This window comes from Sulfuricystis thermophila (assembly GCF_004323595.1).
Taxonomy (GTDB): domain Bacteria; phylum Pseudomonadota; class Gammaproteobacteria; order Burkholderiales; family Rhodocyclaceae; genus Sulfuricystis; species Sulfuricystis thermophila.
Map to the genome: position 1 here is coordinate 1,771,457 of NZ_AP019373.1, position 22,437 is coordinate 1,793,893.

Consider the following 22,437-nt stretch of genomic DNA (forward strand, 5'->3'; position numbering starts at 1 on the left):
TGCCGGAAGTTCAGTAGGCAGGTTTCTGCTTCGCTTCATTAAAGCGCGCCACGCCCGCCATGATTTCCTGCTTGGCCTCCTCGGCGCCGACCCAGCCCTCGACCTTGACGAACTTACCCGGCTCGAGATCCTTGTAATGCGCGAAGAAGTGGGCGATCGAGTCGAGCACCACCTGCGGGAAATCGCGCGGCGATTCGATGTCGCGATACATCGGCGTCAGCTTGTCGACCGGCACGGCCAGCAACTTCGCGTCCTCGCCCGCCTCGTCGGTCATCTTGAGCATGCCGACCGGCCGGCAGCGCACGACGACGCCGGGCGGCAGCGCGAACTGGCTGACGACCAGCACATCGACCGGATCGCCGTCACCGGCGATGGTGTGCGGGATGTAGCCGTAGTTGCACGGGTAGTGCATCGCCGTGGACATGAAACGATCGACGAAGATCGCGCCGGAATCCTTGTCGACCTCGTACTTGATCGGATCCGAATGCATCGGAATCTCGATGATCACATTGAAATCGTTCGGCAGATCCTTGCCGGAAGGAACATTGTTCAAGGCCACGGCTGACTCCTGTCAAAAGCGTCGCATTATAAGATGCAGCGCAACATTCATTCGGCCTCGAAGCCCGCATCCCCGATGGCGGCGCAAAGCGCTTCCCGCGTCACCTTGGCCGGATCGTAGGTCACGGTCGCCTGGCCGGGGGAGAGCTGCACCTCGACCTTCGCCACCCCAGGGGTTTCCGAAAGCACCTTCGTCACGCTGGCGGTGCAGCCGCCGCAAGACATGCCGGTGATCTTGATCGTCGTCGTTTCCATCTCAAATACCTCCTGGTTTCCAGCGTTTCAGCAGCAAAGAATTGCTCACCACCGAAACCGAGCTCATCGCCATCGCCGCGCCGGCCACCACCGGGCTCAAGAAACCGAGGGCCGCCGCGGGAATGCCGATCACATTGTAGATGAAGGCCCAGAACAGGTTCTGGCGGATCTTCGCCAGCGTCGCACGCGACAGCGAAATCGCATCGGCGACGCCGTGCAAATCATTACGCATCAGCGTCACATCGGCGGCCTGCATCGCCACGTCCGCGCCCGCGCCCATCGCGAAGGAAACGTCGGCCGCCGCCAGCGCCGGCGCATCGTTGATGCCATCACCGGCCATGCCGACGACCTTGCCGCCGGCCTTCAGTGCCGCGACATGGCGCGCCTTGTCGCCGGGCAACACATTCGCCTCGAAGCGTCGCACCCCCGCCTGACGGGCGATCTCGGCTGCGGTTGCCGCGTTGTCACCGGTGAGCATCACCACGTCGACGCCCATGCGCTGCAGACGCGCTACCGCCGCCTGCGAGCTCTCGCGCAACGGATCGGCGACGCTGATCACGCCGACGAGCCTGCCATCCACCTCGACCGCGACCTGACTGCCTGCCGATTCGCTCGCCCCCGCGCCCAGCCAGTCGGGCGAACCGACCCGCACGCTCCTGCCCGCGACCTCGCCGGCGATACCCTTGCCCGCTTCCACCAATACCGCCTGCGGCGCTTCGAGCGACAGCCCGCGCCGTTTCGCCTCGGCCACCAGCGCCGCCGCGAGCGGGTGCGTCGAGCCTTGCTCCAGACTGGCGGCGAGCCTCAGCACTTCGGGTGCCGTTCCGTCAGCGCCGACTTTGATATCCACCACCACGGGTTTGCCCTCGGTCAGCGTGCCGGTCTTGTCGACTGCCAGCACGGTGATTTTTTCCGCCAGTTCCAGCGCCTGCGCGTTGCGGATCAAGATCCCCGCCTTCGCGCCCAGGCCGGTGCCGACCATGATCGCGGTCGGCGTCGCCAGCCCCAGCGCGCAGGGGCAGGCGATCACCAGCACAGCGACCGCATCGATCAGCGCCTGGGTGAAGTCGCCGGCAAGCGACCACCAGGCGCCGAAGGTGATCAGGGCGATCGTCACCACCACCGGCACGAAGATCGCCGCGACCTTGTCGGCGAGCCGCTGCACCGGCGCCTTCGAGCCCTGCGCCTCCTCGACCAGCCGGATGATGCCCGCAAGAAGCGTGTGCGAACCGACACCCGTCGCCTTCACGCGCAGCAAGCCCTCGCCATTGATCGTTGCCGCGAACACCTTGTCGCCGACGCTTTTCGCCACTGGCATGCTCTCGCCGGTGAGCATCGCCTCATTGGCGCTCGATGTGCCGGCCACGACCTCGCCATCGACCGGCACCGCCTCGCCCGGCCGCACGACGACGATGTCACCGGGGATCAGGCTTTTGACCGGCAGCTCGACGAGTTGCCCATCGCGCTCGACATGGGCGGTCGCGGGGGCGAGCTTCATCAGCGCCTCGATCGCCGCGCCGGTCTTGGCCTTGGCGCGCGCCTCGAGGATCTTGCCCATCAGCACCAGCGTGATCACCGTCGCCGAAGCCTCGAAATAGACGTGCTGGTGCAGACCGAACAGCAGCACGACGGTGCTGTAAGCCCAGGCCATCGTCGTGCCGAGCGCGACCAGCACGTCCATGTTGCCGGAACCGCCGCGCAGCGCGTTCCAGCCGCCGACATAGAAGCGCCAGCCGATCCAGAACTGCACCGGGGTCGCCAGGGCGAATTGCAGCCAGCGCGGCAGGATGTCGGCATGAACGTCGCCGCCCGCGGCGAACATGAAGGGCATCTGCGCGATCAGCGGCGCGGTGAGCGCCAGCGCGATCCAGAAACGCTTCACTTCGGCACGGTAGGCTGCCTCCTTGCGCGCCTTCTCTTCGGTGCGCGTGTCGGCGGTCGAGGGCGTGGCCGTGAAGCCGGTCTTGACGATCGTCGCGATGAGCTTGTCGACATCGACCGCGTGCGGGTCGTAGCGGATGTGGGCGCGCTCGGCCGGCAGATTCACCACCGCCTCGACGCCCGGCAGTTTGTTCAGTTGCCGCTCGATGCGCGCCGAGCAAGCGGCGCAGGTCATGCCGCCGATGGCGAGCTCGACGGTCTCGCAGGATTCGCTTTTCGCTTCCATTTCATTTCAGCGGAAATAATTGACGAAGCCCATTATCCCGTAGCCGAGCACCAGAAGGCCAGAAACCACGCGCACGACGCGGGCTTGGGCAAAGCGGGTGAAGCGCGCGAGCAAGAGCCCCGCCAAGAGCAGATTCGGCAGCGTGCCAAGCCCGAAGGCGAGCATCAGCAACGCCCCCTTGACGGCCGAACCGGCGGCGAGCGCCGTGGTCAGCGCGCTATAGACGAGGCCGCAGGGTAGCCACCCCCACAGCAACCCCAACGGCAGCGCTTGAGCGATACCGCGCACCGGCAGGAAGCGGGAGGTGAGCGGCTGGATGCGTCGCCACAACCTCTGGCCGCCGCGCTCCAGCGGCGCGAGGAATTGGGTCACCCCAAGAAGATACAAGCCCATCGCGACCAGCATCAGACTGGCGAAGAGATACAGCCCGTTTTGCAGCGCGAGCAGACTGCCGGCCGCCTGCCCCAGCCAGCCGGCAATGAGGCCGGCGGTGACATAACTCGCGATGCGACCGAGGTTGTAAGCGAGCTGGACGAAGAGCGCCGCCGCGCCCTGCCTAGGCGCCTGCAGCGAAAACGCGCCGACGATGCCGCCGCACATGCCGGCGCAGTGGCCGCCGCCGAGCAGGCCGACGATGAACAGCGCGAGAAACGAGTTATCCACGGGCGGGGTGCCGTCCTGTCAGCGCCGACATTACTTCAGGGTCAGATGACTTTGGAATAGCGCACGCGCTCGCGGTCGGCGCGCAAATACTTGTCGAACACCATCGCGATGACGCGCACCAGGAGGCGGCCTTTCGGCTCGACGGTGATCCACTGCTCGTCGATGGTCAGCAGCCCGGCCTGCTCCATCTCGCGCAAATCGGCGAGTTCCGCCGCAAAGTAGGAGTTGAAGTCGATCAGATGGGCGATCTCGATCGATTCGATCGACAGTTCGAAGTGGCACATCAAGGCCTGGATGATCGAACGGCGCAGCAGATCATCCGCGGTGAGCTCCAGCCCACGCATCACCGGCAGCCGCCCCTGATCGAGCGCGTCGTAATACTCGTCGAGGGTGCGGTAGTTTTGCGCATAGGTCGGGCCGACCTTGCCGATCGCCGAGACACCGAAGGCCAACAGATCGGCTTCGGCATGCGTCGAATAGCCCTGGAAGTTGCGATGCAGCCTGCCCTGGCGCTGGGCGATCGCCAGCTCGTCATCCGGCTTGGCGAAGTGATCCATGCCGATGAAGACATAGCCCGCGTCGGTCAGACGGCGAATGGCGAGCTGCAGGATCTGCAGCTTGGCCTCCGGACTCGGCAGGTCGGCTTCGTTGATGCGCCGCTGCGGCTTGGCGAGATTCGGCAGATGCGCATAGTTGTAGATCGACAGACGGTCCGGCGAGAGCTTGATCACCTCATCGAGCGTATGGTTGAAGCTGATCACGTTCTGCTTCGGCAGACCGTAGATCAGATCGACCGAAATGCCCTTGAAGCCGAACTCGCGCGCCGCATCGATGACGACGCGCGTCTCGTCGAGCGTCTGGATGCGATTCACTGCGGCCTGCACGCGCGGGTCGAAATCCTGCACGCCGACGCTCATGCGGTTGAAACCCAGCTCGGCGAGCAATTTCACCGTCTCGCGGTCGACCTTGCGCGGATCGACCTCGATCGAATATTCGCCCTCCGGCAACAGGCGGAAATGCTGCCGGGTCATCTCCATCAGCCGCTTCATCTCCTCGTGCGAGAGGAAAGTCGGCGTGCCGCCGCCCCAGTGCAGTTGCACCACGTCGTGCGGGCCGTCGAGGGCCGCCGACTGCAACGCGAGTTCCTTGCCGAGGTATTTCAGATACTTGGCCGAGCGCCCGTGATCCTTGGTGATGATCTTGTTGCAGGCGCAGTAGTAGCAGATCGTGTTGCAGAACGGGATGTGAAAGTATAATGAAAGCGGCCTGCCGATCCCGCCGATCGTGCGCTTCCCCAGCCAGGAACGGTAGGCAGCGGCATCGAAAGCCTCGACGAAGCGGTCGGCCGTCGGATAGGACGTATAACGCGGGCCGGAAACGTCGAAACGTCGGATGACCTGCGGATCGAAAATCAGTTCTTGATAATGGCTCACGACTTACAACGAATGACGCGATAAAGACGCGATGAAAATACCACGCTCAGCCAGAGCGCGCCCCAACCGGACGGAGCCCAGAGAATGCAGCAAGCGCGGCCAGCCCACGTTGACACAGATCAAAGCCGTTCCGAATCTCACCCCATGCCGGCAAAATTAGCCCGTCTCTCGCTACCGGCGTTGCGTGAAGCCTGTTCGCAATGCAACCTGCGCGAGCTGTGCCTGCCGGTCGGTCTATCGGAAGAAGAGCTCGGCCAGCTCGACGAACTCGTCACCATCAGACGCCGCATCCTGCGCGGTCAGCACCTGTTTCGCAGCGGCGATCCCTTCGAAGCGATTTATGCTGTCAAAACCGGCTTTTTCAAGACTGATGTGCTGCTCGAGGATGGCCGCGAGCAGGTCACCGGTTTCCAGATGGCGGGCGAAATCCTCGGCCTCGACGGCATCGGCAGCGAAAAGCACTCGTGCAATGCGATCGCGCTCGAAGACAGCGAAGTCTGCGTCATTCCCTTCGCCGACCTGGAAAACTATTCCCGCTCGATCGGCGCGCTGCAGCATCACTTCCACAAGGTGATGAGCCGCGAGATCGTGCGCGATCACGGTGTGATGATGCTCTTGGGCATCATGCGCGCCGAAGAGCGCCTGGCCGCCTTCCTGCTCAACCTGTCGCAGCGCTTCACCGCGCGCGGCTATTCGCCGACCGAATTCAACCTGCGCATGACCCGCAACGAGATCGGTTCCTACCTGGGCTTGAAGCTCGAAACCGTCAGCCGCGCCTTCTCGCGCTTCCAGGAGGAGGGCTTGATCGCGGTGCACCAGAAGCACATCCGCATTCTCGATGTCGCCGGACTCAAAAAACTGCTTTCCGAACGGCACGCCTGAAAGGATCGGTTCCCAAGATGACGTCGCAAGATACCCACGACACCCGCATCGACATTCCGGCCCTGCTGGTTCGTCTGCCGCTGTTCCAGGAGCTCTCCGCCGAGCAGATCGCGCATCTGGCCGCACATACGCGAGCCAAGCGCCTGCCGAAGGGCGAAATGCTGTTCCAGCGTGGCGACATCGCCCACGGTTTCTATTTCATCGTTTTCGGCCAGGTCAAGCTCGCCTTTCCGTCGTCGAGTGGCAACGAAAAAGTGGTCGAAATCCTCGGCCCGCGCCAGAGCTTCGGCGAGGCCGCGGTTTTTGCCCAGCGGCCCTACCCCGTGTTTGCCCAGGCGCTGGCTGACTCCTTGTTGCTCTTCGTCCCGCGCGATGCGATCTTCGAGCTGCTCGAAACGGACAACTCCTTCGCCCGCAACATGCTTGCCGGGCTGGCGATGCGCCTGCATTCGCTGATCATGGATGTCGAATCCTACAGCCTGCGCTCCAGCGCCCAGCGGGTCATCGGCTATCTGCTGCAGCACTGTCCGAATGAGCATTGCGAAGGCAGCATCGAGATCATCCTGCCGACCTCGAAGCAGGTGATCGCCTCGCGGCTCAACCTGACGCCGGAAACCCTCTCGCGCATCCTGCACGATCTGACCGAAGCGCGGCTGATCGAAATGCAGGGCAAGCACATCAAGATCGGCGATCTCAAGCGGCTGCGCGAATACGAGTTTTGAAATCGCGATAGACGCCCACCGCGCCGATCAGGTTCGCCTCCAGCCAGACGCACGAGGCCGCGAACAGCACACCGGCCGGCCGCGCCAGTACCGGCCAGACGACCGCCGCGAGAAGGAAAGCCAGCGCCGCCACATGCAGGTAAAACTGCCCGCGCATGCGCTTTTCCGGGATCATCTGATGCATCGTCGGCGGCATGATGCCCCGGCCGCACAGGTTCTGCAGATGCAGCCAATTCAAAAACGGCACGATCTTGTAGAGCATGCCGTTGATCGCCGAGACGAACACGCCGACGATCGCCAAAAGGCCGATCCACACCGCCCCGCGCGGTTCAGCGGCCAGCGCCGGCAAGAGGGTGATCGCCAGCGCGGAGACGACCACCGCGAGCAGGGCCAGCATCGCCGTGCGGAAAAACAGGAAGGTGGCATCGCTCACCTTGCGGCGGCGACGCTGCTGGAGACGCAACGTGGCCACGGCGAACGCGCTGCTCACGCCGACGCCACCGATGAAGGCCACTTGCTGCCTGCTCGCTGCCACCGGATCGAAAAGCAGCGACCAGCCCAACAGCAAGGCGAGCAGGACGAGCGGAAAGCTGCGCGCCAGCCAAACCGGATAGGCAGGGGTGAGCTGAAACATCGGCACCACGTAATAGGACACGCCAGCCAGCAGAATCAACGCCCAGCCGCCCAAACCCCACGCCGCATGCAAGTCGGTGAGTGCGAGGAGCGGCCACTCGCTGCCGCGCGCAAGTCCCGCCGCGAGAACGATGCCGAGGCTCATTGTCGCCACGAGGGCGGTCACGGCCAGCCGCAGTGCGACCACGGTCGCGCCGCGTGCCGGTGTGCGTAGGAGCGCAATCCCCGTCACGATGGCGAAGAAGCCCAGCGCCAACGCCAGCCCATGCGCTGCTGCCATGAAAAACGCTGGCTGCTGACTCAGGAAGGCGGTAACCAGCAGTGCGGCCGAGACGATCAGCAACGGGTGCACCACCCCGGCCACCCACCGGGGTCGCCAGACATTCGCCCCTGCCGCCACCGGCAGGAATTGCAGCAGTGCACCGCACATCGCCTGCAGCATGAAACCCAGCACCAACAGATGGGTGCCGGCCAGCGCCGCGGGCATCCAGCGCGAAGCGAACATTTCGCCGCCGACGATCGCGAGCAGCAAGCCCGCCGCGATGCCGAACAACGGCGCGGTCAGGAAGAAACGGAAGGGAACGCCGATTGGCGGCGCCTGATCGAAAGAGAGATCAGGATGCATGTTTCACGCCTCGCCCGTCCTCAAGCGTGCCGGATGCGGATCTCGTGCGTGCCGTCCTCGAGGACTTCCTCCTGCCAGACGTAACCGCCTTGATTGCGCAGGATGTTGAACAGCGGCAGCGGGTGACAATAGAGCAACAGCAACAGCTCTTCCCCGGCAGCAAGGCCATCGAGGGCTTCGAGCGTCCGTTCGAGCGGTTCGGGTGGCTGCATTTCGCGGCCATCGATGATCCGCACGCCCCGGTTTGCGTCAGTCATGCCAACTCCAAACGCTCGTGCAGCACCGGCGCCAAAGAGTCGGTTTCGGCAACCAAGCGCTGATCGCACATCGGGTAGAGGATGTTCTCTTCCTTCATGTTGTGCTGCTGCATCATCACCAAGAGCGTATCGGCTGCGCCGGCATAGGCCTCGGCATCCTGGACCGCACATGCCGCCTCCATCTGCTTGAACAGCTCGCGCATCTGCGCGTGTTCATGGCGCATCATGCGCGTCGGTCCCATACTCATGCCGGTGGCGGTCTCGAAGGCCGGAAACAGCGTCTCTTCCTCGGTCGTGAAGTGAATCTCCATCGCGGCGAGGAAAGCCGAAAGCGCAAGTCCGGCGCGTGCCCAGTCGCCGGCACGCACGGCATTTTCCGCGCTGACGAACAGATCGTCGCAGTATTGATGATGGTGGCGCAGGGGTTCGGTCAGGGAGGGCATCGGTCTTCTCTTTTCGACTGGAATGGCGGTCTATTGTCGCCGCCCTTGTCCTCTCCTGCCTTGACGAGCGTCAAATCGCCGCTGCGGTTTCGGCCGGGCTCTCCGCCGGAGGCAAGGCGATCGCATCGCCCTTGCTGTAACGATAGTCGTTGAAGACGTGCTCGGCGCTCAGCAATTGCCAGCTGCCATCGGGTCTGCGCCGCGAGGTGTCCTTGAGCCGGTAGGTGTAATGGCCGCAGGTCCACAGGTCGAAGTTGCGCATCTGCGTGCACAGACAGGTCTTGTCCCAGACGTGGATCTTCTTGGCACCCGGATGCGCGGCGACTTCGCGGTTGTAGGCGTCGATGTAGGAACAGCGACCGTTGGCATCGAGCAGATAGCCGTAGGCCTCGCAGTTGGGGCGGATGCCGTCGCCGATCGCCGGGCTGTTCTTCAGCATGCGCATCGGATAGCCGGTCGGTGAGATCAGATTCACCTCGATGTCGTCCTCGTCGGCCTTGAAATATTCCTGCTTGATGTCGTCCGGCAGCCCGCATTCCTTCGAGACGGTGAAGCGGGTCGCCACCTGCACCGCCGCGGCGCCGTTTTCGAGGAAGCCGACCGCATCGCCGCCGGTGAAGATACCGCCGGCCGGGATCAGGGGGATCGGCAGCTGCTCGGCATCGAGCCAGGCACGGATCTCGGCGACGATGCTCGCCAGATCGTAATCCGCCCAGTCCATGCCGAACCCGAGGTGGCCGCCGGCGAGGGGTCCCTCGACGACGACGTAATCGGGTAGCCGCCGGGTGCGCGCGCTCTTCTTGATGAACAGCTGCAACGCCCGCAAGGATGAGACGATGATGCCGAGCTTGGCATCGCGGAAACGTGGATGATCCTCGATCAGCGCAAAAGAGCCCAGATGCAGGCCGGCCGCGAGGGTGATGCCATCGATGCCGGCATCGAGCGCCGAGCGCAGCCGCACGCGCAGCGTCTCCTTCGGCGCGTTCATCGTCAGCTTTTCCATGCAATTGATGAAGATCAGCCCTTCGCCGCGCTTTCTTTCCATCGTGTGCCGCACATGCGCCTCGGTCGCCTCGGCGAGCAGGGCGAGGTCGAACTGCACGTCGGCCTTGTTGCTGTTGGCGACGTTGTATTTGTACTGGCGCAGCTTGTCCTTGACGTATTTGGTGTTGTATCGACGGTCGGAGACGGTCGGTACCATCGCATCGGAGATATGCCCGACCCCGCCCAGCCGCGCCGCTTCGAGCGCGAGGTCGGACGTCGAAATATCCACCCCCATCCCGCCGATGACGATGGGCACCAGCTCATGCTTGCCCAGGCGCAGGCGGAAATCATCCACGCATTTCATGTTCACTATCCCGGCCGCTCTTGGCAGCCCCAATCACAGGATGTAATGATACCTTGTGCCGTCCCGCCAGCGCCGACTTTTCGTGGCGAGTCGGCGCCCGGCGGGACGTCCTCTATTTCCGCCAGCACCGACTTTTCAGCGTTCGAGCACGTAGGTTCCGGGCGCGTCGGCGAGCGCAGGATGGGCGCGTGTCGCCACCGGGCCAGGCTCGACGAGCGGCCCGGAACGGGGCCGCAGCCAGGCCACCCAGTCCTCCCACCAGCTGCCCGGATGCAGCTGTGCGCGCTCGAACCAGACATCGGGATTGTCGTGCCGCTCGGCGGCGCCGACGCGGTATTCACGCTTGGGCGGATGCACCGGCGGATTGACGATGCCGAGGATGTGACCTGAGCTCGACAGGACGAAATGCTTTGGCCCGGAAACATAATTCATGAGGCGGTAAGCCTGCCGCCAGGGTGCGATGTGGTCGTCGGCCGCCGCCACCGCATACACCGGCTGAACGATGCGCGTCAGGTCGAGTGGCTGGCCGGCGATTGCCAGTGCATCTTTCTTGATCAGCTTGTTGTCGAGATAGAGGTGGCGCAGATACCAGGCGTGCATCCTGGCCGGCATGCGCGTCGTGTCCATGTTCCAGTAGAGCACGTCGAAAGGGGGCGGCGTCTCGCCATACAGATAGCCATGCACGACGTAATGCCAGATCAGGCTGTTCGAACGCAGCAGGCGGAAAGCCGCGGCCATCTCCCTGCCATCGAGATAGCCTTTGGCTTCCATCTTCGCCACGAGATAGCGGTAGCTGCCCTCGTCGAGGAATACCTCGATATCGCCCGGCTTGTGGAAATCGACCAGCGTGGTGAACAACGTCGCACTCGCCACGGGCACCTCTTGCGGCGTGAACCTGCGGTTCGCCCAGGCGAGATAGATCGCCAGCGCGGTGCCGCCGATGCAGTAGCCGACGGCGTTGACCTGGTCGGACTTCGAGATGCCGCGCATCGTCGCGATCGCGGCCTCGATGCCCTCGGTGAGGTAATCGTCGAAACCCACCTCAGCCATCGTTGCGTCCGGATTCTTCCAGCTCGTGATATAGACGTCGAAGCCTTGGTCGAGCAGAAACTTCACCAGGCTCTTCTTGGGCGTGAGATCGAGAATGTAGAACTTGTTGATCCACGGTGTGACGATCAGCAGCGGCACGCGATGCACCTGGGGGGCGGTCGGCGCATAGTGGATCAGCTCGACGAGCCGGTTGCGCATCACCACCTTGCCGGGCGTCGTGGCGAGATTGACGCCGACCTGGAAATCTTCCGGCCGCGTCATGCGAATCTCGCCGGCCTGCAGGTCGGCGATGAAGTTCTGGAAGCCGCGGATCAGGCTCTCCCCATGGGTCTCGACGGCTTTTCTGATCGCCACCGGATTGGTGAGCAGGAAATTCGTCGGCGCCATCGCGTTGAGCCACTTGCGCCACCAGAACGCTGCGCGCCGCCGCTCGCGGCTGGACAGTCCCGGCGTCTGGTAAAGCATGTCCTGGATCTGGTGGGTGAAGGCCAGATACCACTCTTTCGTCAGATCCCAGGTCGCCGACTCGGTCCACACCGGATCGGCGAAGCGGGTATCGTCCGGATGCGGCAGCTCGACGTCCTCGCCGGGCAGCCCCAGCATGCGTTGCCAGGAATGCTGCTGCAATTGCAGCAGACGGGCGTAAAAACCCGCTGCCGTTTCGGCCAGCTCCTGCGGGTGCGTCAGCCAGGCCCACTGCGCGTTGAGTAGCGGCATCACCATGCCGAGTGGATCGACGCCCGTCTGCGCAGCCTCGCGCATGGCTCGAAAAACCTGTTGGGGCGTCACCGTGACCGCCGGCGCTCTGTTCGTTGCCATCCTCGTTCTCCCGATGCGCTATGATTCTGCAAGGTATCGCCGCGTGCGATGTTGATATGCGTCAAGCCTCTTGCCAGGGAGCGCACGATGTTCAAGCACATTCTCGTACCGACCGACGGTTCACAACTATCGCAGGAAGCGGTCAAGCGCGCCATCAGCTTTGCGAAGGAAGCCGGTGCGCGCATCACCTTTTTCTACGCCAAGCCGGAATATCCGGTCGCCTTTTATGGCGAGGGCGCATTGATCGACCCCACCACCCCGGAGAAGTTCGCGCAGATGGCCGAGCAGCAGGCACAGGAAATCCTCGACAAATGCGCCCGGCTCGCCGCTGAATCCGGCGTCGAATGCGCCACGCTCAGCAAGACCAGCGACATCCCTTATGAAGCGATCATCGAGGCCGCCGATGCCGCCGGCTGCGACCTGATCTTCATGGCTTCGCATGGTCGGCGCGGGCTGGGCGCCCTGCTGCTCGGCTCGGAGACCCAGAAAGTCCTCACCCATTCGAAGATTCCGGTGCTGGTCTATCGCTGACATGCACAATCGCGCCCTCGCCATCCTGCTCGACGAACACCGCTCGCTCGGCGCGGTATTGCATGGGCTGCACTTCCTCGTCCGAGAAGCCCGCGAGAAAGGCACGGAGCCCGATTTCAAGCTGCTCTGGGCGATGCTCTATTACATGGACGCCTTCTCGCAGCGGCTGCACGATCCGCGCGAGGAAGCGCTGCTATTCGCCCGCCTGAGAGCACGCACCCAGGAGGCCGACGCCACGCTCGATCTGCTCGAGCGGCAACATGCAGAAAGCGCCGCACACCTTCGCGAACTCGAACAACGCCTCGGTCAGGTTGAAGCCGGCGTACCCGGCAGCCTCGACGCCTTCGCTGCCGCCGTCGAGGCCCACACCGAGGCCGCACGCCAGCACATGCTGCTCGAGGAAAAGACGGTCATTCCGCTGGCGAAGAAATATCTGACCACCGAGGATTGGCTGGAAATCACCGATGCCTTCGTCGGCAAAGACGATGCACGTTTCGGTGCCAAACCCGAGCACGAGTTTCGCGAGCTGTTTTCCCGCATCGTCAATCTCGCACCACCACCGATCGGTGTCGGGCCGGCGCAGACATCGAGCGATTGAAGTAAAAAAGCTGCCGGAGGCCCGGCAGCTTTCTTGCTCGTGTTTCTCTGAGAACGCTTATTTTCTCGATGCGTTCCTCGCATCCTCGTCCATGTGCTTCTTCGCGAAGTTGTAGATGAAGATGATCATGCCGATCGCAAAAGCGACGGTAAACGTACTCAGCAGGCCGATATCGGTGCTGAACAGCTCCTTGAGTGCTTGCATGCCAGTTCTCCCCTAGTTGACGAACAAAAAACCGACCGGCGCCCGCCGTCAAGCACCGCTGGCACCGATCACCACATCCTTGCTTGCCGGCAACATCACCCCTCCCATCACCCGCCAGGTCTTCGCCTCGTCCTCGACGATCAGCAGCCAGTGCCCGGAAGCGGGCAGATTCAGCTCGCCGACATATTCCCCGCCCACGGCTTTCAGCACCGCGTGTTGATCGATGCCGGCCCGGGTCGGGTGGGACAAGGTCAGATGGAGGGCGGTTGGCGTCACGGAAGCGTCGCGGCTGCCAAGGCGTACGCGCACGTGGTCGCCTTCCAGCCGCATCGCGACCGTAATGCCCAATGTCTCGGCGAGCTTGCTCCTCGCCAGCGTTTCGCCGGCCGCCAGGCCCTGCTTGTAATAATCCTCGCTGACCAGACCATCGTTGCTGCTGATCGCGATCCAGGCCGATACGAGCGCCGCGATGATCACGATGATCGGGCCGGACATCAGGAACCACGGCCAAGGCTCGCGGTACCAGGGTTTGCTGACTTGTTCTCGCACAGAAATGCTCATGGACCGATTTCCTTAGGGCATCAGGAAGGTCGCCTTCTCATGCACGGCGATCTTCTCGTTGCCTTCCGCCTTGACATCGAAATAGATGGTATGTGAGCCCTTCGGCGCCGCCTCGGGCGGTACGCGCACGGCATAAGAAAAGCTCTTCGTCGTCGCCGGTTCGACTTCGAGTACCGGCTCGCCTTCGAGCTGGATGCCGTCGAGCCCGCTCACCGTGATCCGATAGCGGTGCGGCTGCTCCGAGACGTTCATCACCTGCAGTCGATAGATATTCTCGACCAGCCCCCCTTCCACTTCCCGGGCCAGCACGCCGCGGTCGCGGATCACATTCACGCGCAGATCGGGCTTGTTGGCGATCCCCCAGATCAGGCCCGAGACGATCGCGAGCAGGATCAGCGTATAGACGATGATGCGCGGGCGGACGACATGGCGCAGGATTTCCTTTTTGCCCCAATGCCGCTCCATCGCATGCTCGGTGGTGTAGCGGATCAGGCCGCGAGGATAGCCCATCTTGTCCATCACCTCGTCGCAGCCATCGATGCAGGCTGCGCAGCCGATACATTCATATTGCAGGCCGTTCCTGATGTCGATGCCGGTTGGACAGACCTGCACGCAGATGCCGCAATCGATGCAATCGCCCTTGCCGACGCTCTTCGGATCGACGCCTTTACGACGCGCGCCGCGCGGTTCGCCGCGTTCGACGTCGTAGGTGATCACCAGCGTGTCCGGATCGAACATCACGCTCTGGAAGCGGGCGTAGGGGCACATGTAGAGACACACCTGCTCGCGCATGATGCCGGCGAACAGGAAGGTCATGAAACCGTAGAAGAAGATCCAGAAGGTCTCCCACGGGCCCAGATTCCAGGTCCAGAACTCTGTCCACAGTTCCCGGATCGGTGTGAAATAGCCGACCAACGTGAACCCCGTCCACCACGCGAACAGCGCCCAACTGCCATATTTCAATGCGCGCAGGCGGAATTTGCGGGCATCCATCGGCGCCTGATCGAGCTTGATGCGGGCCGGCCGCTCGCCCTCGATCATCTTCTCGATCCACATGAAAATCTCGGTATAGACGGTCTGCGGACAGGTATAGCCGCACCACAGCCGTCCTGCCACCGCAGTGAACAGGAACAGCGAATAGGCCGAGATGATCAGGATGATCGCCAGGAAGAAGACGTCCTGCGGCCAGAGGACCAGACCGAAGATGTAGAACTTGCGGTTGACGATGTCGAGCAAGAAAGCCTGCCGGTCATCCCAAGGAATCCAGGGCAGGCCGTAATAAATCAGCTGGGTCAGCCAGACGAACACCCAGCGCCAGTTGGCGAAGCGTCCGGTCACCGAACGCGGGTGGATTTTCTTGCGGGATTTGTAGAGGGTGACGACTTCTTCCGCCGGGGCTGCGGCGTTGTTTTTCTCTGCGGGCTGGTTCATGGGTCGGGTCGAGGTCTTCGATTGTTCAAAAGCGATGCGCTACTTTACTCCACGGACCATACCCTCGAATGTTCCGCGATCTTGAAGCCGCCCGTCGCCTTTTCCGGCAACCCCCTGATGGGCGGAGAAGCTGCCCACCCTCGATGGGCGGGCAGCAAGGCAAGGATTATTTTTGCTCGGCGGGCGCTGCCTCTCCGCTCGTCGCTGCCGCCGGTGCGGCTTCAGCCTGCTGAGGCGCCGCCGGTGCCGGCTTGACGCCGCCACCGAGCCCCCAGACGTAGGCGGTCAAAAGATGCACCTTAGCCGGACCGAGGAATTCGCCGAACGCGGGCATCTGGTTCTGGCGGCCTTTGGTGACCGTCTCGATCATCGTCTCCTCGCGGGAGCCATAGAGCCAAACCTTGTCGGTCAGGTTCGGATAACCGGCTTCCGGATTACCCTTCGCATCGGGACCATGACACGCGGCGCAGGCTTGCGGGTACAGTTCGGCGCCACGCTGCGCACGTGCGGAATCATGCGACAGACCCGAGAGCGAGCGGACATAGGCCACCACATCCTTCACCTGCTCGGCATCCATGTCGGGCTTGGTACCTTTGGGGGTCATCACGCCCATACGACCGTTGGTGATGGTCTCCTTGATCTTTTCCGGCGTACCGCCCCACAGCCAGTCATTGTCCTTGAGGTTCGGGAAACCCGGGCCGCCGCCGGCATCGGAACCATGACACTGCGCGCAGTAGGTGACGAACAGCCGCTGGCCCATTTCGCGCGCCTCGGGATCGGCGGCGACGGTCATCACGTCCTGCTGGAGGAATTTGTTGAAGATCGGACCATACTTCGCTTCTGCCGCCTTCATTTCCTCGTCGTACTGGCCGCGCATCGTCCAGCCGAACATACCGCGGTTGTTGCCCAAACCAGGATAGAGCGCCAGATAGACGATGGCGAACACCACCGTGATGTAGAACATCCAGCGCCACCAGTTCGGCAGCGGGTTGCTGTATTCCTCGAGCGTTTCATCCCAGACGTGGCCAGTGACCTCGCCCGGTTTGAACTTGGCCGAACCTTGCACCCAGAGGAAGACGCCGCAGCCGATGACGCTGACCGCGACGATGACGACGACGAAGAGGTTCCAGAACCCCACCAGGTCGCTCGTAAAGTTGAAATCCATGACGAATTCCTTTCAGTTGTGCTGTTGACCCGCGCCCTTGCCCGGCTCGGGCGCATCGTCGTCGAGCACCGATTTCGCGGCCTCGTCGAACGGTTCTTTTTGCTTCGCCGAGTAAGCCCACCAGACGATCCCGGCGAACAGAATGATCACCAGGACCGTGAACAGGGAGCGCAGGTCGTTGATGTCCATGTGCTTAGCGCACCTGCTTGAGCGCGAGACCCAGACCTTGCAGGTAGGCGATCACCGCTTCCAACTCGGTCTTGCCTTCCAGGGCCTTCGGCGCCTCGGCGATTTCCTGGTCGGTGTAGGGCACGCCGACCTTGCGCAGCGCCGCCATCTTCGCACTGATGTGCGGATCCTTGAGCGGACGATCCAGCCAGTAGTAGGCCGGCATGTTCGACTCAGGAACCACGTCACGCGGATTCAAGAGGTGGATGCGATGCCACTGATCGGAATAACGGCCGCCGACGCGCGCCAGATCCGGACCGGTACGCTTCGAGCCCCACTGGAACGGGTGGTCATAGACATATTCACCCGCCACCGAGTAGTGGCCGTAACGCTCGGTCTCGGCGCGGAAGGGACGGATCATCTGCGAGTGACAGTTGTAGCAGCCTTCGCGGATGTAAATGTCCCGCCCGGCGAGCCGCAGCGCGTCGTAGGGCTTGACCAGCTCATTGACCGGCGTGGTGGTGGATTTCTGGAAGAACAGCGGCACGATTTCCAGCAGCCCGCCCACGCTCACCACCAAGGTGGTGAGGATGATCAGCAGCGTATTGCTGGATTCTATTTTTTCATGCGTCAATGCCATGATGTCTTGTCTCCCTTGCGATCAGTGTGCGCCGGCAGGGGCCAGGACGGGGGCATTGTCCACCGCCTTGCCGCTGGCGATCGTCTTGAACATGTTGTAGGCCATCAGGATCATGCCGGACAGATACAGCAGGCCGCCGACGACGCGGATGGTCCAGAACGGATAGGAGGCCTTCACCGATTCGACGAAGGCATAGGTCAGCGTGCCGTCCGGGTTGGTGGCGCGCCACATCAGACCCTGCATGACGCCGGAGATCCACAGCGCAGCGATGTAGAGCACCGTGCCGAGCGTGGCCATCCAGAAGTGCACGTTGATCATGCGCACCGAGTACATCTCGGTCTTACCGAACAGGCGCGGGATCAGATAGTACAGCGAACCGATCGACACCATGCCGACCCAGCCGAGCGCGCCGGAGTGCACGTGGCCGACGGTCCAGTCGGTGTAGTGCGACAGGGCATTCACGGTCTTGATCGACATCATCGGGCCTTCGAAGGTCGACATGCCGTAGAACGACAGCGAGGTGACGAGGAACTTCAGGATCGGGTCGTCACGCAGCTTGTGCCAGGCGCCGGAGAGCGTCATGATGCCGTTGATCATGCCGCCCCAGGAGGGCGCCAGGAGGATCAGCGAGAACAGCATGCCGACCGACTGGGTCCAGTCGGGCAGCGCGGTGTAGTGCAGGTGGTGCGGACCGGCCCACATGTAGGTGAAGATCAGCGCCCAGAAGTGCACCACCGACAGGCGGTAGGAATACACCGGGCGGCCGGCCTGCTTCGGCACGAAGTAATACATCATGCCGAGGAAAGCGGCAGTCAGGAAGAAGCCAACCGCGTTGTGACCATACCACCATTGCACCATCGCATCCTGCACGCCGGCATAGGCCGAGTAGGACTTCGGCGTCAGGACACCGGCCTCGAAGACCGGGATTTCGGCGCTGTTGAAAATGTGCAGCAGCGCGACGGCGATGATGAAGGCGCCGTAGAACCAGTTGGCGACGTAGATGTGCTTGGTCTTGCGCGTGCCGACCGTGCCGAAGAAGACGATCGCGTAAGCGACCCAGATCACGGTGATCAGGAGGTCGATCGGCCATTCGAGCTCAGCGTACTCCTTGCCGGAGGTAAAGCCCAGCGGCAGGGAAAGCGCGGCCAGCACGATCACCAGCTGCCAGCCCCAGAAGGTGAAAGTCGCCAGCCCGGGGGCGAACAGCGTCGTGTGGCAGGTGCGCTGCACCACATAGTAGGAGGTGGCGAACAATGCAGAGCCGCCAAAGGCGAAGATCACCGCATTGGTGTGCAGCGGACGCAGACGCCCGTAAGACAGCCATTCGACAACGTTCAATTGTGGCCAGACCAGCTGGGCGGCGACGATGACGCCAACCAGCATGCCGACGATGCCCCAGATGACGGTCATCACGGCGAACTGGCGCACGACCTTATAGTTGTAAGTCGCTTGCGATTGCATGATGGATTTCACCTCTCTCATTGAAAAAACAAACCATTGCCTGCCGATTCGAACTCTTTGCGAAACCCCAGTCGCCCCGACCAGGCCATCGGAACGGCCGAAATCCCTGCGACAAATTGACTCGGATCAAAACCGTGACGCAGGATACTGCAGTTCAGGTTTCAGAAATTGATTCAGGTCAACTTTTCTTAAAGACAATTTTATTGATATGGTTATCAAATTTGTTATTGAGCAGCGTAAAAAAAAGGGTGCGCGGAACGCGCACCCCCAACCCCAACAGAGAGACTAACCGTGAAAACCTGAAACCCTCGCCCGGTCCAAACCACTTACCCCGCGACGAACGGAGCGGAGTATGACCCTGCTGCCCATCACTTGCTTTGATCTGCGTCAACAGATGGCTTGTTCTCCGCTGTGACGGCCGTCGCCTCTTCATGAGGCGTATCGTCGTCCATCAACACCCGGTAGGCCGGGCCTTCCAGATCGTCTAGCTGGCCACTTTTCAGCGACCACCAGAACACCACGCCGATCGCGAAGACCAGCAGCACGGAGACGGGGATCAGGAGATAGAGGCTTTCCATTCGAGCCTGCCTTTCTGCAGCCGCAAGGCATTGACCACCACGAGCAACGAGCTCGCCGACATGCCGATGCCGGCCATCCAGGGCGTCACCCAGCCGGCCATCGCCAGCGGGATCGCCACCAGATTATAGGCAAAGGCCCACAGCAGGTTCTGACGGATGATCCGCAGGGTCTGTCGCGCCAGCGCAACACCCTCGGCCAGATGACCGAGATCATTCGAGAGCAACACCACGTCGGCCTGACTGCGCGCGAGATCGGTGCCGGCGCCCATCGCCACCGAAACATGCGCCTGTGCCAGCACCGGCGCGTCATTGACGCCGTCGCCGACCATTGCCACGGTGGCGCCGCCGTGCTGGATCTCACGCACTGCGGCATGTTTTGCCTCCGGTGTCATCCCGCCGCGGTAATCCTCGACGCCGAGCGAGCGCGCCACCGCCGCGACCGTCTCGGGCGCATCACCGGACAGGATCGTCAACCGTGCGCCCAGCCCGCGCAACTGCGTCAGCGCCTCGCACGCGCCGGGCCGCAAACCATCGCTCAACCGAAACCAGGCCCGCCAGCCCGCCTCGTCACCCAGGGCGACGACCGTATCCCCGGCCGCCAGCCAGCCGGCCATCTCTTCGGGCAGCGGCCGGCCATGCAGTTCGGTGACGAAGGCCGGCACGCCGATGCGCACCGCCCTGCCCTCGGCATCCCGGGCCTCGATCCCCTTGCCGGTGACGGCGCGCAATTGCGTGAGGAGTGCCGTCTTCCCAGCGCCGACTTTTTCACACAACGCCTTGGCCAGCGGGTGTTCCGAGGCCTGCTCCAGCGCCCTCACCTGCGCGAACACCTCCGTCTCATCGAGCCCCTCGGCCACGCGCAGATCGACCACCGTCGGCCGGCCCAGCGTCAGCGTGCCCGTCTTGTCGAAGATCCAGTGATCGGCGCGCGCCAGTGTCTCGATCGCATGGCCGCGCGTCACCAGCACGCCGGCCTTCGCCAGCGCGCCGGTCGCCACCGTCAGCGCCGCCGGTGTCGCCAAGGACAGCGCGCACGGACAGCTCACCACCAGCACCGCAACGCAGATCCACAAGGCATTGGCCGGGTCGACGTTGAACCAGTAAACGCCGGTCGCTGCCGCCAGCGCCAAGAGCACCCAGACGAAATACTGCGCGATGCGGTCTGCCGTTTGCACCAGCGTCGGTTTCTCGGCCGCGGCCTGTTCCATCAGGCGGCGGATCGAGGCGAGCCTGGTGGCCTCGCCGACGCGCTCGAGCCGCACCGTCAAGGGGCTGCCGACATTCACGCTGCCGCCGGTGACCGCATCACCACATCGCTTGGCCACCGGCCGGCTCTCGCCGGTGAGCAGCGATTCGTCGGTGCTGCTCTCGCCATCGACGACGATGCCGTCGCCGGGGATCGTCTCGCCGGGCTTGACGCGCACAACCTCGCCCGCCGCCAGATGCGCCACCGCGACGCGCTCGGCCTCGACCGCCGGCCAATGTGGCAACCGTTCGGCGAACGCCGGAATCGCCCGCGCCATCGCCTCGACGCCCCGGGTAGCCTTCTGCCGCGCCATCATCTCCAGATAGCGTCCGGTGAGCAGGAAGAAGACGAACATCGTCACCGAATCGAAATACACCTCGCCCGCCCCGGTCAGCGTCGCCCAGACGCTGGCGAGAAACGCACTGCCCACCCCGAGCGCCACCGGCACGTCCATGCCGACGCGGCGGAATTTCAGATCGCGCCAGGCGCTGGCGAAGAACGGCGCCGCCGAATAGGCCATCACCGGCAGCGTGAGCAGCAGGCTCGCCCAGCGCATCAGCTGCTCGATGTCCGCCGTCATGTCGCCTTCGGCCAGATACACCGGCACCGCATACATCATCACCTGCATCATGCCGAAGCCGGCGACGAACAGCCGCCACTGCGCGGTGCGCCGCTCCTTTTGCGCCAGCTGCTCGGACTTCGTCGCATCATAGGGATGGGCGCGATAGCCGATCGCCTGGATCGCCTCGAGCAACCGGGAGAGCTTCGTCACCCGCTCATCCCAGCGCACCCGCGCGCGGCGCGTCGCATAGTTGATGTCTACGGCCGTGACACCCGGCTGCTTGGCCAGATGCGCTTCGTTGAGCCAGACGCAGGCGGCACAGGTGATGCCTTCGAGGATCAGCGTCGCCTCGCGCTCGTGCTCGCCGATCGGCCGGACGAAATTCTTCTGCACCTCGGGATGGTCGAAGAGCCCCAGCTCCTGCAAGGCGACGGGCAAGGCCTCGCGCGGGCTTTCCGGCAGCGCGTCGCGGTGCTTGTAGTAATCGGTCAGGCCATTGGCGACGATCGCCTCTGCCACGGCCTGACAGCCGGCGCAGCACATCGCGCGCGGCACCCCGTCGATCTCGACCGTGAAATCGAAGCCCGGCGGCACCGGCAGGCCGCAGTGATAGCACTCGTGTTCGTTGGCCAAGGACTTTATTTCGGCTGCATGCGGATCGCGCCGTCGAGGCGGATCGTCTCGCCGTTCAGATAGGGATTGCGCACGATTTCGGCCACCAGCGAGGCGAACTCGGCCGGCCGCCCCAGCCGCGGCGGGAACGGCACCATCTTGCCGAGCGCATCCCGCACCTCGTCGCTCATGCCGGCCATCATCGGCGTTTCCATGATCCCCGGCGCGATCGTCATCACGCGGATGCCCATGCGCGCCAGATCGCGCGCGATCGGCAGCGTCATGCCGACGATGCCGCCTTTGGAGGCCGCATAGGCCGCCTGGCCGATCTGGCCGTCGAACGCCGCCACCGACGCGGTATTGACGATCACGCCGCGCTCACCTTCGGCATTCGGCGCATTCGCGCCCATCGCCGCGGCCGCGAGACGGATCATGTTGAAAGCGCCGACCAGATTCACCTCGATCACGCGCTTGAAGCTCGCCAACGCATGCGGCCCGTCCTTGCCCACCGTCTTCTCGCCCATCACGATGCCGGCGCAGCCGATCAGCCCATGCACCGCGCCGAAACTCTGCCGCGCCGCATCGATACAGGCCTGGGCGCTTGCCTCGTCCGTCACGTCGGTGGCGACGAAGCGGGCATTCGCCCCCAGTTCCGCGGCCAGCGCCTCGCCCGCCGCACGGTTGAGATCGGCGATCACGACCCGAGCGCCCTGCCCGGCCAGCAGCCGCGCCGCACCCGCGCCCAGACCCGAAGCCCCGCCGGTGACGATGAAAACACTCTCCTCGATCCGCATTGCGTCGTTCTCCCAAAAGCGAAGTCAGGGA

24 protein-coding genes are annotated in these 22,437 nt (G+C 63.4%); 4 read left to right on the forward strand and 20 right to left on the reverse strand.

Annotated elements, in window-relative coordinates; genetic code table 11:
- Nucleotides 1–10 precede the first annotated feature (10 nt).
- The 5 genes from ppa to hemN are packed head-to-tail and all read right to left on the reverse strand — an operon-like array spanning nt 11 to nt 5,076.
- Nucleotides 11–559, reverse strand: a complete 549-nt coding sequence (ppa, locus tag M52SOB_RS08895; RefSeq protein WP_131111530.1) for an inorganic diphosphatase — start codon at nt 557–559, stop codon at nt 11–13.
- A 47-nt stretch (nt 560–606) separates the two neighbouring features.
- Nucleotides 607–813, reverse strand: a complete 207-nt coding sequence (locus tag M52SOB_RS08900; RefSeq protein ID WP_131111531.1) for a heavy-metal-associated domain-containing protein — start codon at nt 811–813, stop codon at nt 607–609.
- A gap of 1 nt (nt 814) precedes the next feature.
- Nucleotides 815–2,980, reverse strand: coding sequence for a heavy metal translocating P-type ATPase (locus M52SOB_RS08905; protein ID WP_131111532.1), 2,166 nt, complete (start codon nt 2,978–2,980; stop codon nt 815–817).
- 6 nt (nt 2,981–2,986) lie between these two features.
- On the reverse strand, nt 2,987–3,643 hold the full coding sequence (locus M52SOB_RS08910; RefSeq protein ID WP_284155054.1) for a sulfite exporter TauE/SafE family protein: 657 nt from the start codon (nt 3,641–3,643) through the stop codon (nt 2,987–2,989).
- A 41-nt stretch (nt 3,644–3,684) separates the two neighbouring features.
- Nucleotides 3,685–5,076 carry an oxygen-independent coproporphyrinogen III oxidase gene (gene hemN / locus M52SOB_RS08915; RefSeq protein WP_131111533.1) on the reverse strand — a complete coding sequence of 464 codons (1,392 nt, stop codon included), beginning with the start codon at nt 5,074–5,076 and terminating at the stop codon, nt 3,685–3,687.
- A 144-nt stretch (nt 5,077–5,220) separates the two neighbouring features.
- On the opposite strand from hemN, the gene fnr reads away from it, so the two are divergent.
- Together fnr and M52SOB_RS08925 are read left to right on the forward strand one after the other, a co-directional pair.
- Nucleotides 5,221–5,958: a fumarate/nitrate reduction transcriptional regulator Fnr gene (gene fnr, locus M52SOB_RS08920; protein ID WP_131111534.1), complete on the forward strand. Its 738-nt coding sequence runs from the start codon at nt 5,221–5,223 to the stop codon at nt 5,956–5,958.
- Between the two features lie 17 nt (nt 5,959–5,975).
- Nucleotides 5,976–6,680 (forward strand): Crp/Fnr family transcriptional regulator, encoded by a 705-nt coding sequence (locus tag M52SOB_RS08925; RefSeq protein ID WP_131111535.1) that lies wholly within the window; start codon nt 5,976–5,978, stop codon nt 6,678–6,680.
- On the opposite strand, the gene M52SOB_RS08930 is transcribed toward M52SOB_RS08925, so the two are convergent.
- From M52SOB_RS08930 to M52SOB_RS08950, 5 genes are all read right to left on the reverse strand, one after another.
- The gene (locus M52SOB_RS08930) at nt 6,652–7,938 is read right to left on the reverse strand and encodes a hypothetical protein (RefSeq protein WP_131111536.1); all 1,287 of its coding nucleotides are present in this window, start codon (nt 7,936–7,938) and stop codon (nt 6,652–6,654) included. The two genes, M52SOB_RS08925 and M52SOB_RS08930, sit on opposite strands and share 29 nt — an antisense overlap.
- A gap of 20 nt (nt 7,939–7,958) precedes the next feature.
- Nucleotides 7,959–8,195, reverse strand: coding sequence for a DUF2249 domain-containing protein (locus M52SOB_RS08935; RefSeq protein ID WP_131111537.1), 237 nt, complete (start codon nt 8,193–8,195; stop codon nt 7,959–7,961).
- On the reverse strand, nt 8,192–8,638 hold the full coding sequence (locus M52SOB_RS08940) for a hemerythrin domain-containing protein (protein ID WP_131111538.1): 447 nt from the start codon (nt 8,636–8,638) through the stop codon (nt 8,192–8,194). Before M52SOB_RS08940 ends, M52SOB_RS08935 begins: the two co-directional genes overlap by 4 nt.
- 70 nt (nt 8,639–8,708) lie before the next feature.
- Nucleotides 8,709–9,986 (reverse strand): nitronate monooxygenase, encoded by a 1,278-nt coding sequence (locus M52SOB_RS08945; protein ID WP_131111539.1) that lies wholly within the window; start codon nt 9,984–9,986, stop codon nt 8,709–8,711.
- A 135-nt stretch (nt 9,987–10,121) separates the two neighbouring features.
- Nucleotides 10,122–11,855, reverse strand: coding sequence for a PHA/PHB synthase family protein (locus M52SOB_RS08950; RefSeq protein WP_284155055.1), 1,734 nt, complete (start codon nt 11,853–11,855; stop codon nt 10,122–10,124).
- 87 nt (nt 11,856–11,942) lie between these two features.
- Here M52SOB_RS08950 and M52SOB_RS08955 point away from each other — a divergent pair, with 87 nt between their 5' ends.
- A complete protein-coding gene (locus tag M52SOB_RS08955) occupies nt 11,943–12,386 on the forward strand; it encodes a universal stress protein (protein WP_131111540.1) in 444 nt (147 codons plus the stop codon).
- 1 nt (nt 12,387) lies between these two features.
- A complete protein-coding gene (locus tag M52SOB_RS08960; RefSeq protein WP_172601797.1) occupies nt 12,388–12,984 on the forward strand; it encodes a hemerythrin domain-containing protein in 597 nt (198 codons plus the stop codon).
- Nucleotides 12,985–13,041: 57 nt separating this feature from the next.
- On the opposite strand, the gene M52SOB_RS08965 is transcribed toward M52SOB_RS08960, so the two are convergent.
- The 10 genes from M52SOB_RS08965 to M52SOB_RS09010 all read right to left on the reverse strand — a co-directional run bounded on the left by M52SOB_RS08965 (nt 13,042) and on the right by M52SOB_RS09010 (nt 22,406).
- Entirely contained in the window at nt 13,042–13,188 is a 147-nt protein-coding gene (locus tag M52SOB_RS08965; RefSeq protein ID WP_131111542.1) for a DUF3149 domain-containing protein, read from the reverse strand.
- 48 nt (nt 13,189–13,236) lie between these two features.
- The gene (locus M52SOB_RS08970) at nt 13,237–13,749 is read right to left on the reverse strand and encodes a FixH family protein (protein ID WP_131111543.1); all 513 of its coding nucleotides are present in this window, start codon (nt 13,747–13,749) and stop codon (nt 13,237–13,239) included.
- A gap of 12 nt (nt 13,750–13,761) precedes the next feature.
- Nucleotides 13,762–15,180 (reverse strand): cytochrome c oxidase accessory protein CcoG, encoded by a 1,419-nt coding sequence (ccoG, locus tag M52SOB_RS08975; RefSeq protein ID WP_131111544.1) that lies wholly within the window; start codon nt 15,178–15,180, stop codon nt 13,762–13,764.
- A 166-nt stretch (nt 15,181–15,346) separates the two neighbouring features.
- Nucleotides 15,347–16,345 carry a cytochrome-c oxidase, cbb3-type subunit III gene (gene ccoP / locus M52SOB_RS08980; RefSeq protein WP_131111545.1) on the reverse strand — a complete coding sequence of 333 codons (999 nt, stop codon included), beginning with the start codon at nt 16,343–16,345 and terminating at the stop codon, nt 15,347–15,349.
- Nucleotides 16,346–16,357: 12 nt separating this feature from the next.
- Entirely contained in the window at nt 16,358–16,534 is a 177-nt protein-coding gene (locus M52SOB_RS08985) for a cbb3-type cytochrome oxidase subunit 3 (RefSeq protein WP_131111546.1), read from the reverse strand.
- A gap of 4 nt (nt 16,535–16,538) precedes the next feature.
- On the reverse strand, nt 16,539–17,153 hold the full coding sequence (gene ccoO / locus M52SOB_RS08990; RefSeq protein ID WP_131111547.1) for a cytochrome-c oxidase, cbb3-type subunit II: 615 nt from the start codon (nt 17,151–17,153) through the stop codon (nt 16,539–16,541).
- Between the two features lie 21 nt (nt 17,154–17,174).
- Nucleotides 17,175–18,614, reverse strand: a complete 1,440-nt coding sequence (ccoN, locus tag M52SOB_RS08995) for a cytochrome-c oxidase, cbb3-type subunit I (protein WP_131111548.1) — start codon at nt 18,612–18,614, stop codon at nt 17,175–17,177.
- A gap of 368 nt (nt 18,615–18,982) precedes the next feature.
- The gene (gene ccoS / locus M52SOB_RS09000; RefSeq protein WP_131111549.1) at nt 18,983–19,192 is read right to left on the reverse strand and encodes a cbb3-type cytochrome oxidase assembly protein CcoS; all 210 of its coding nucleotides are present in this window, start codon (nt 19,190–19,192) and stop codon (nt 18,983–18,985) included.
- Entirely contained in the window at nt 19,171–21,633 is a 2,463-nt protein-coding gene (locus M52SOB_RS09005) for a heavy metal translocating P-type ATPase (RefSeq protein WP_284155057.1), read from the reverse strand. Before M52SOB_RS09005 ends, ccoS begins: the two co-directional genes overlap by 22 nt.
- Before the next feature lie 5 nt (nt 21,634–21,638).
- Nucleotides 21,639–22,406, reverse strand: coding sequence for an SDR family NAD(P)-dependent oxidoreductase (locus tag M52SOB_RS09010; protein WP_131111551.1), 768 nt, complete (start codon nt 22,404–22,406; stop codon nt 21,639–21,641).
- Nucleotides 22,407–22,437: the final 31 nt, after the last annotated feature.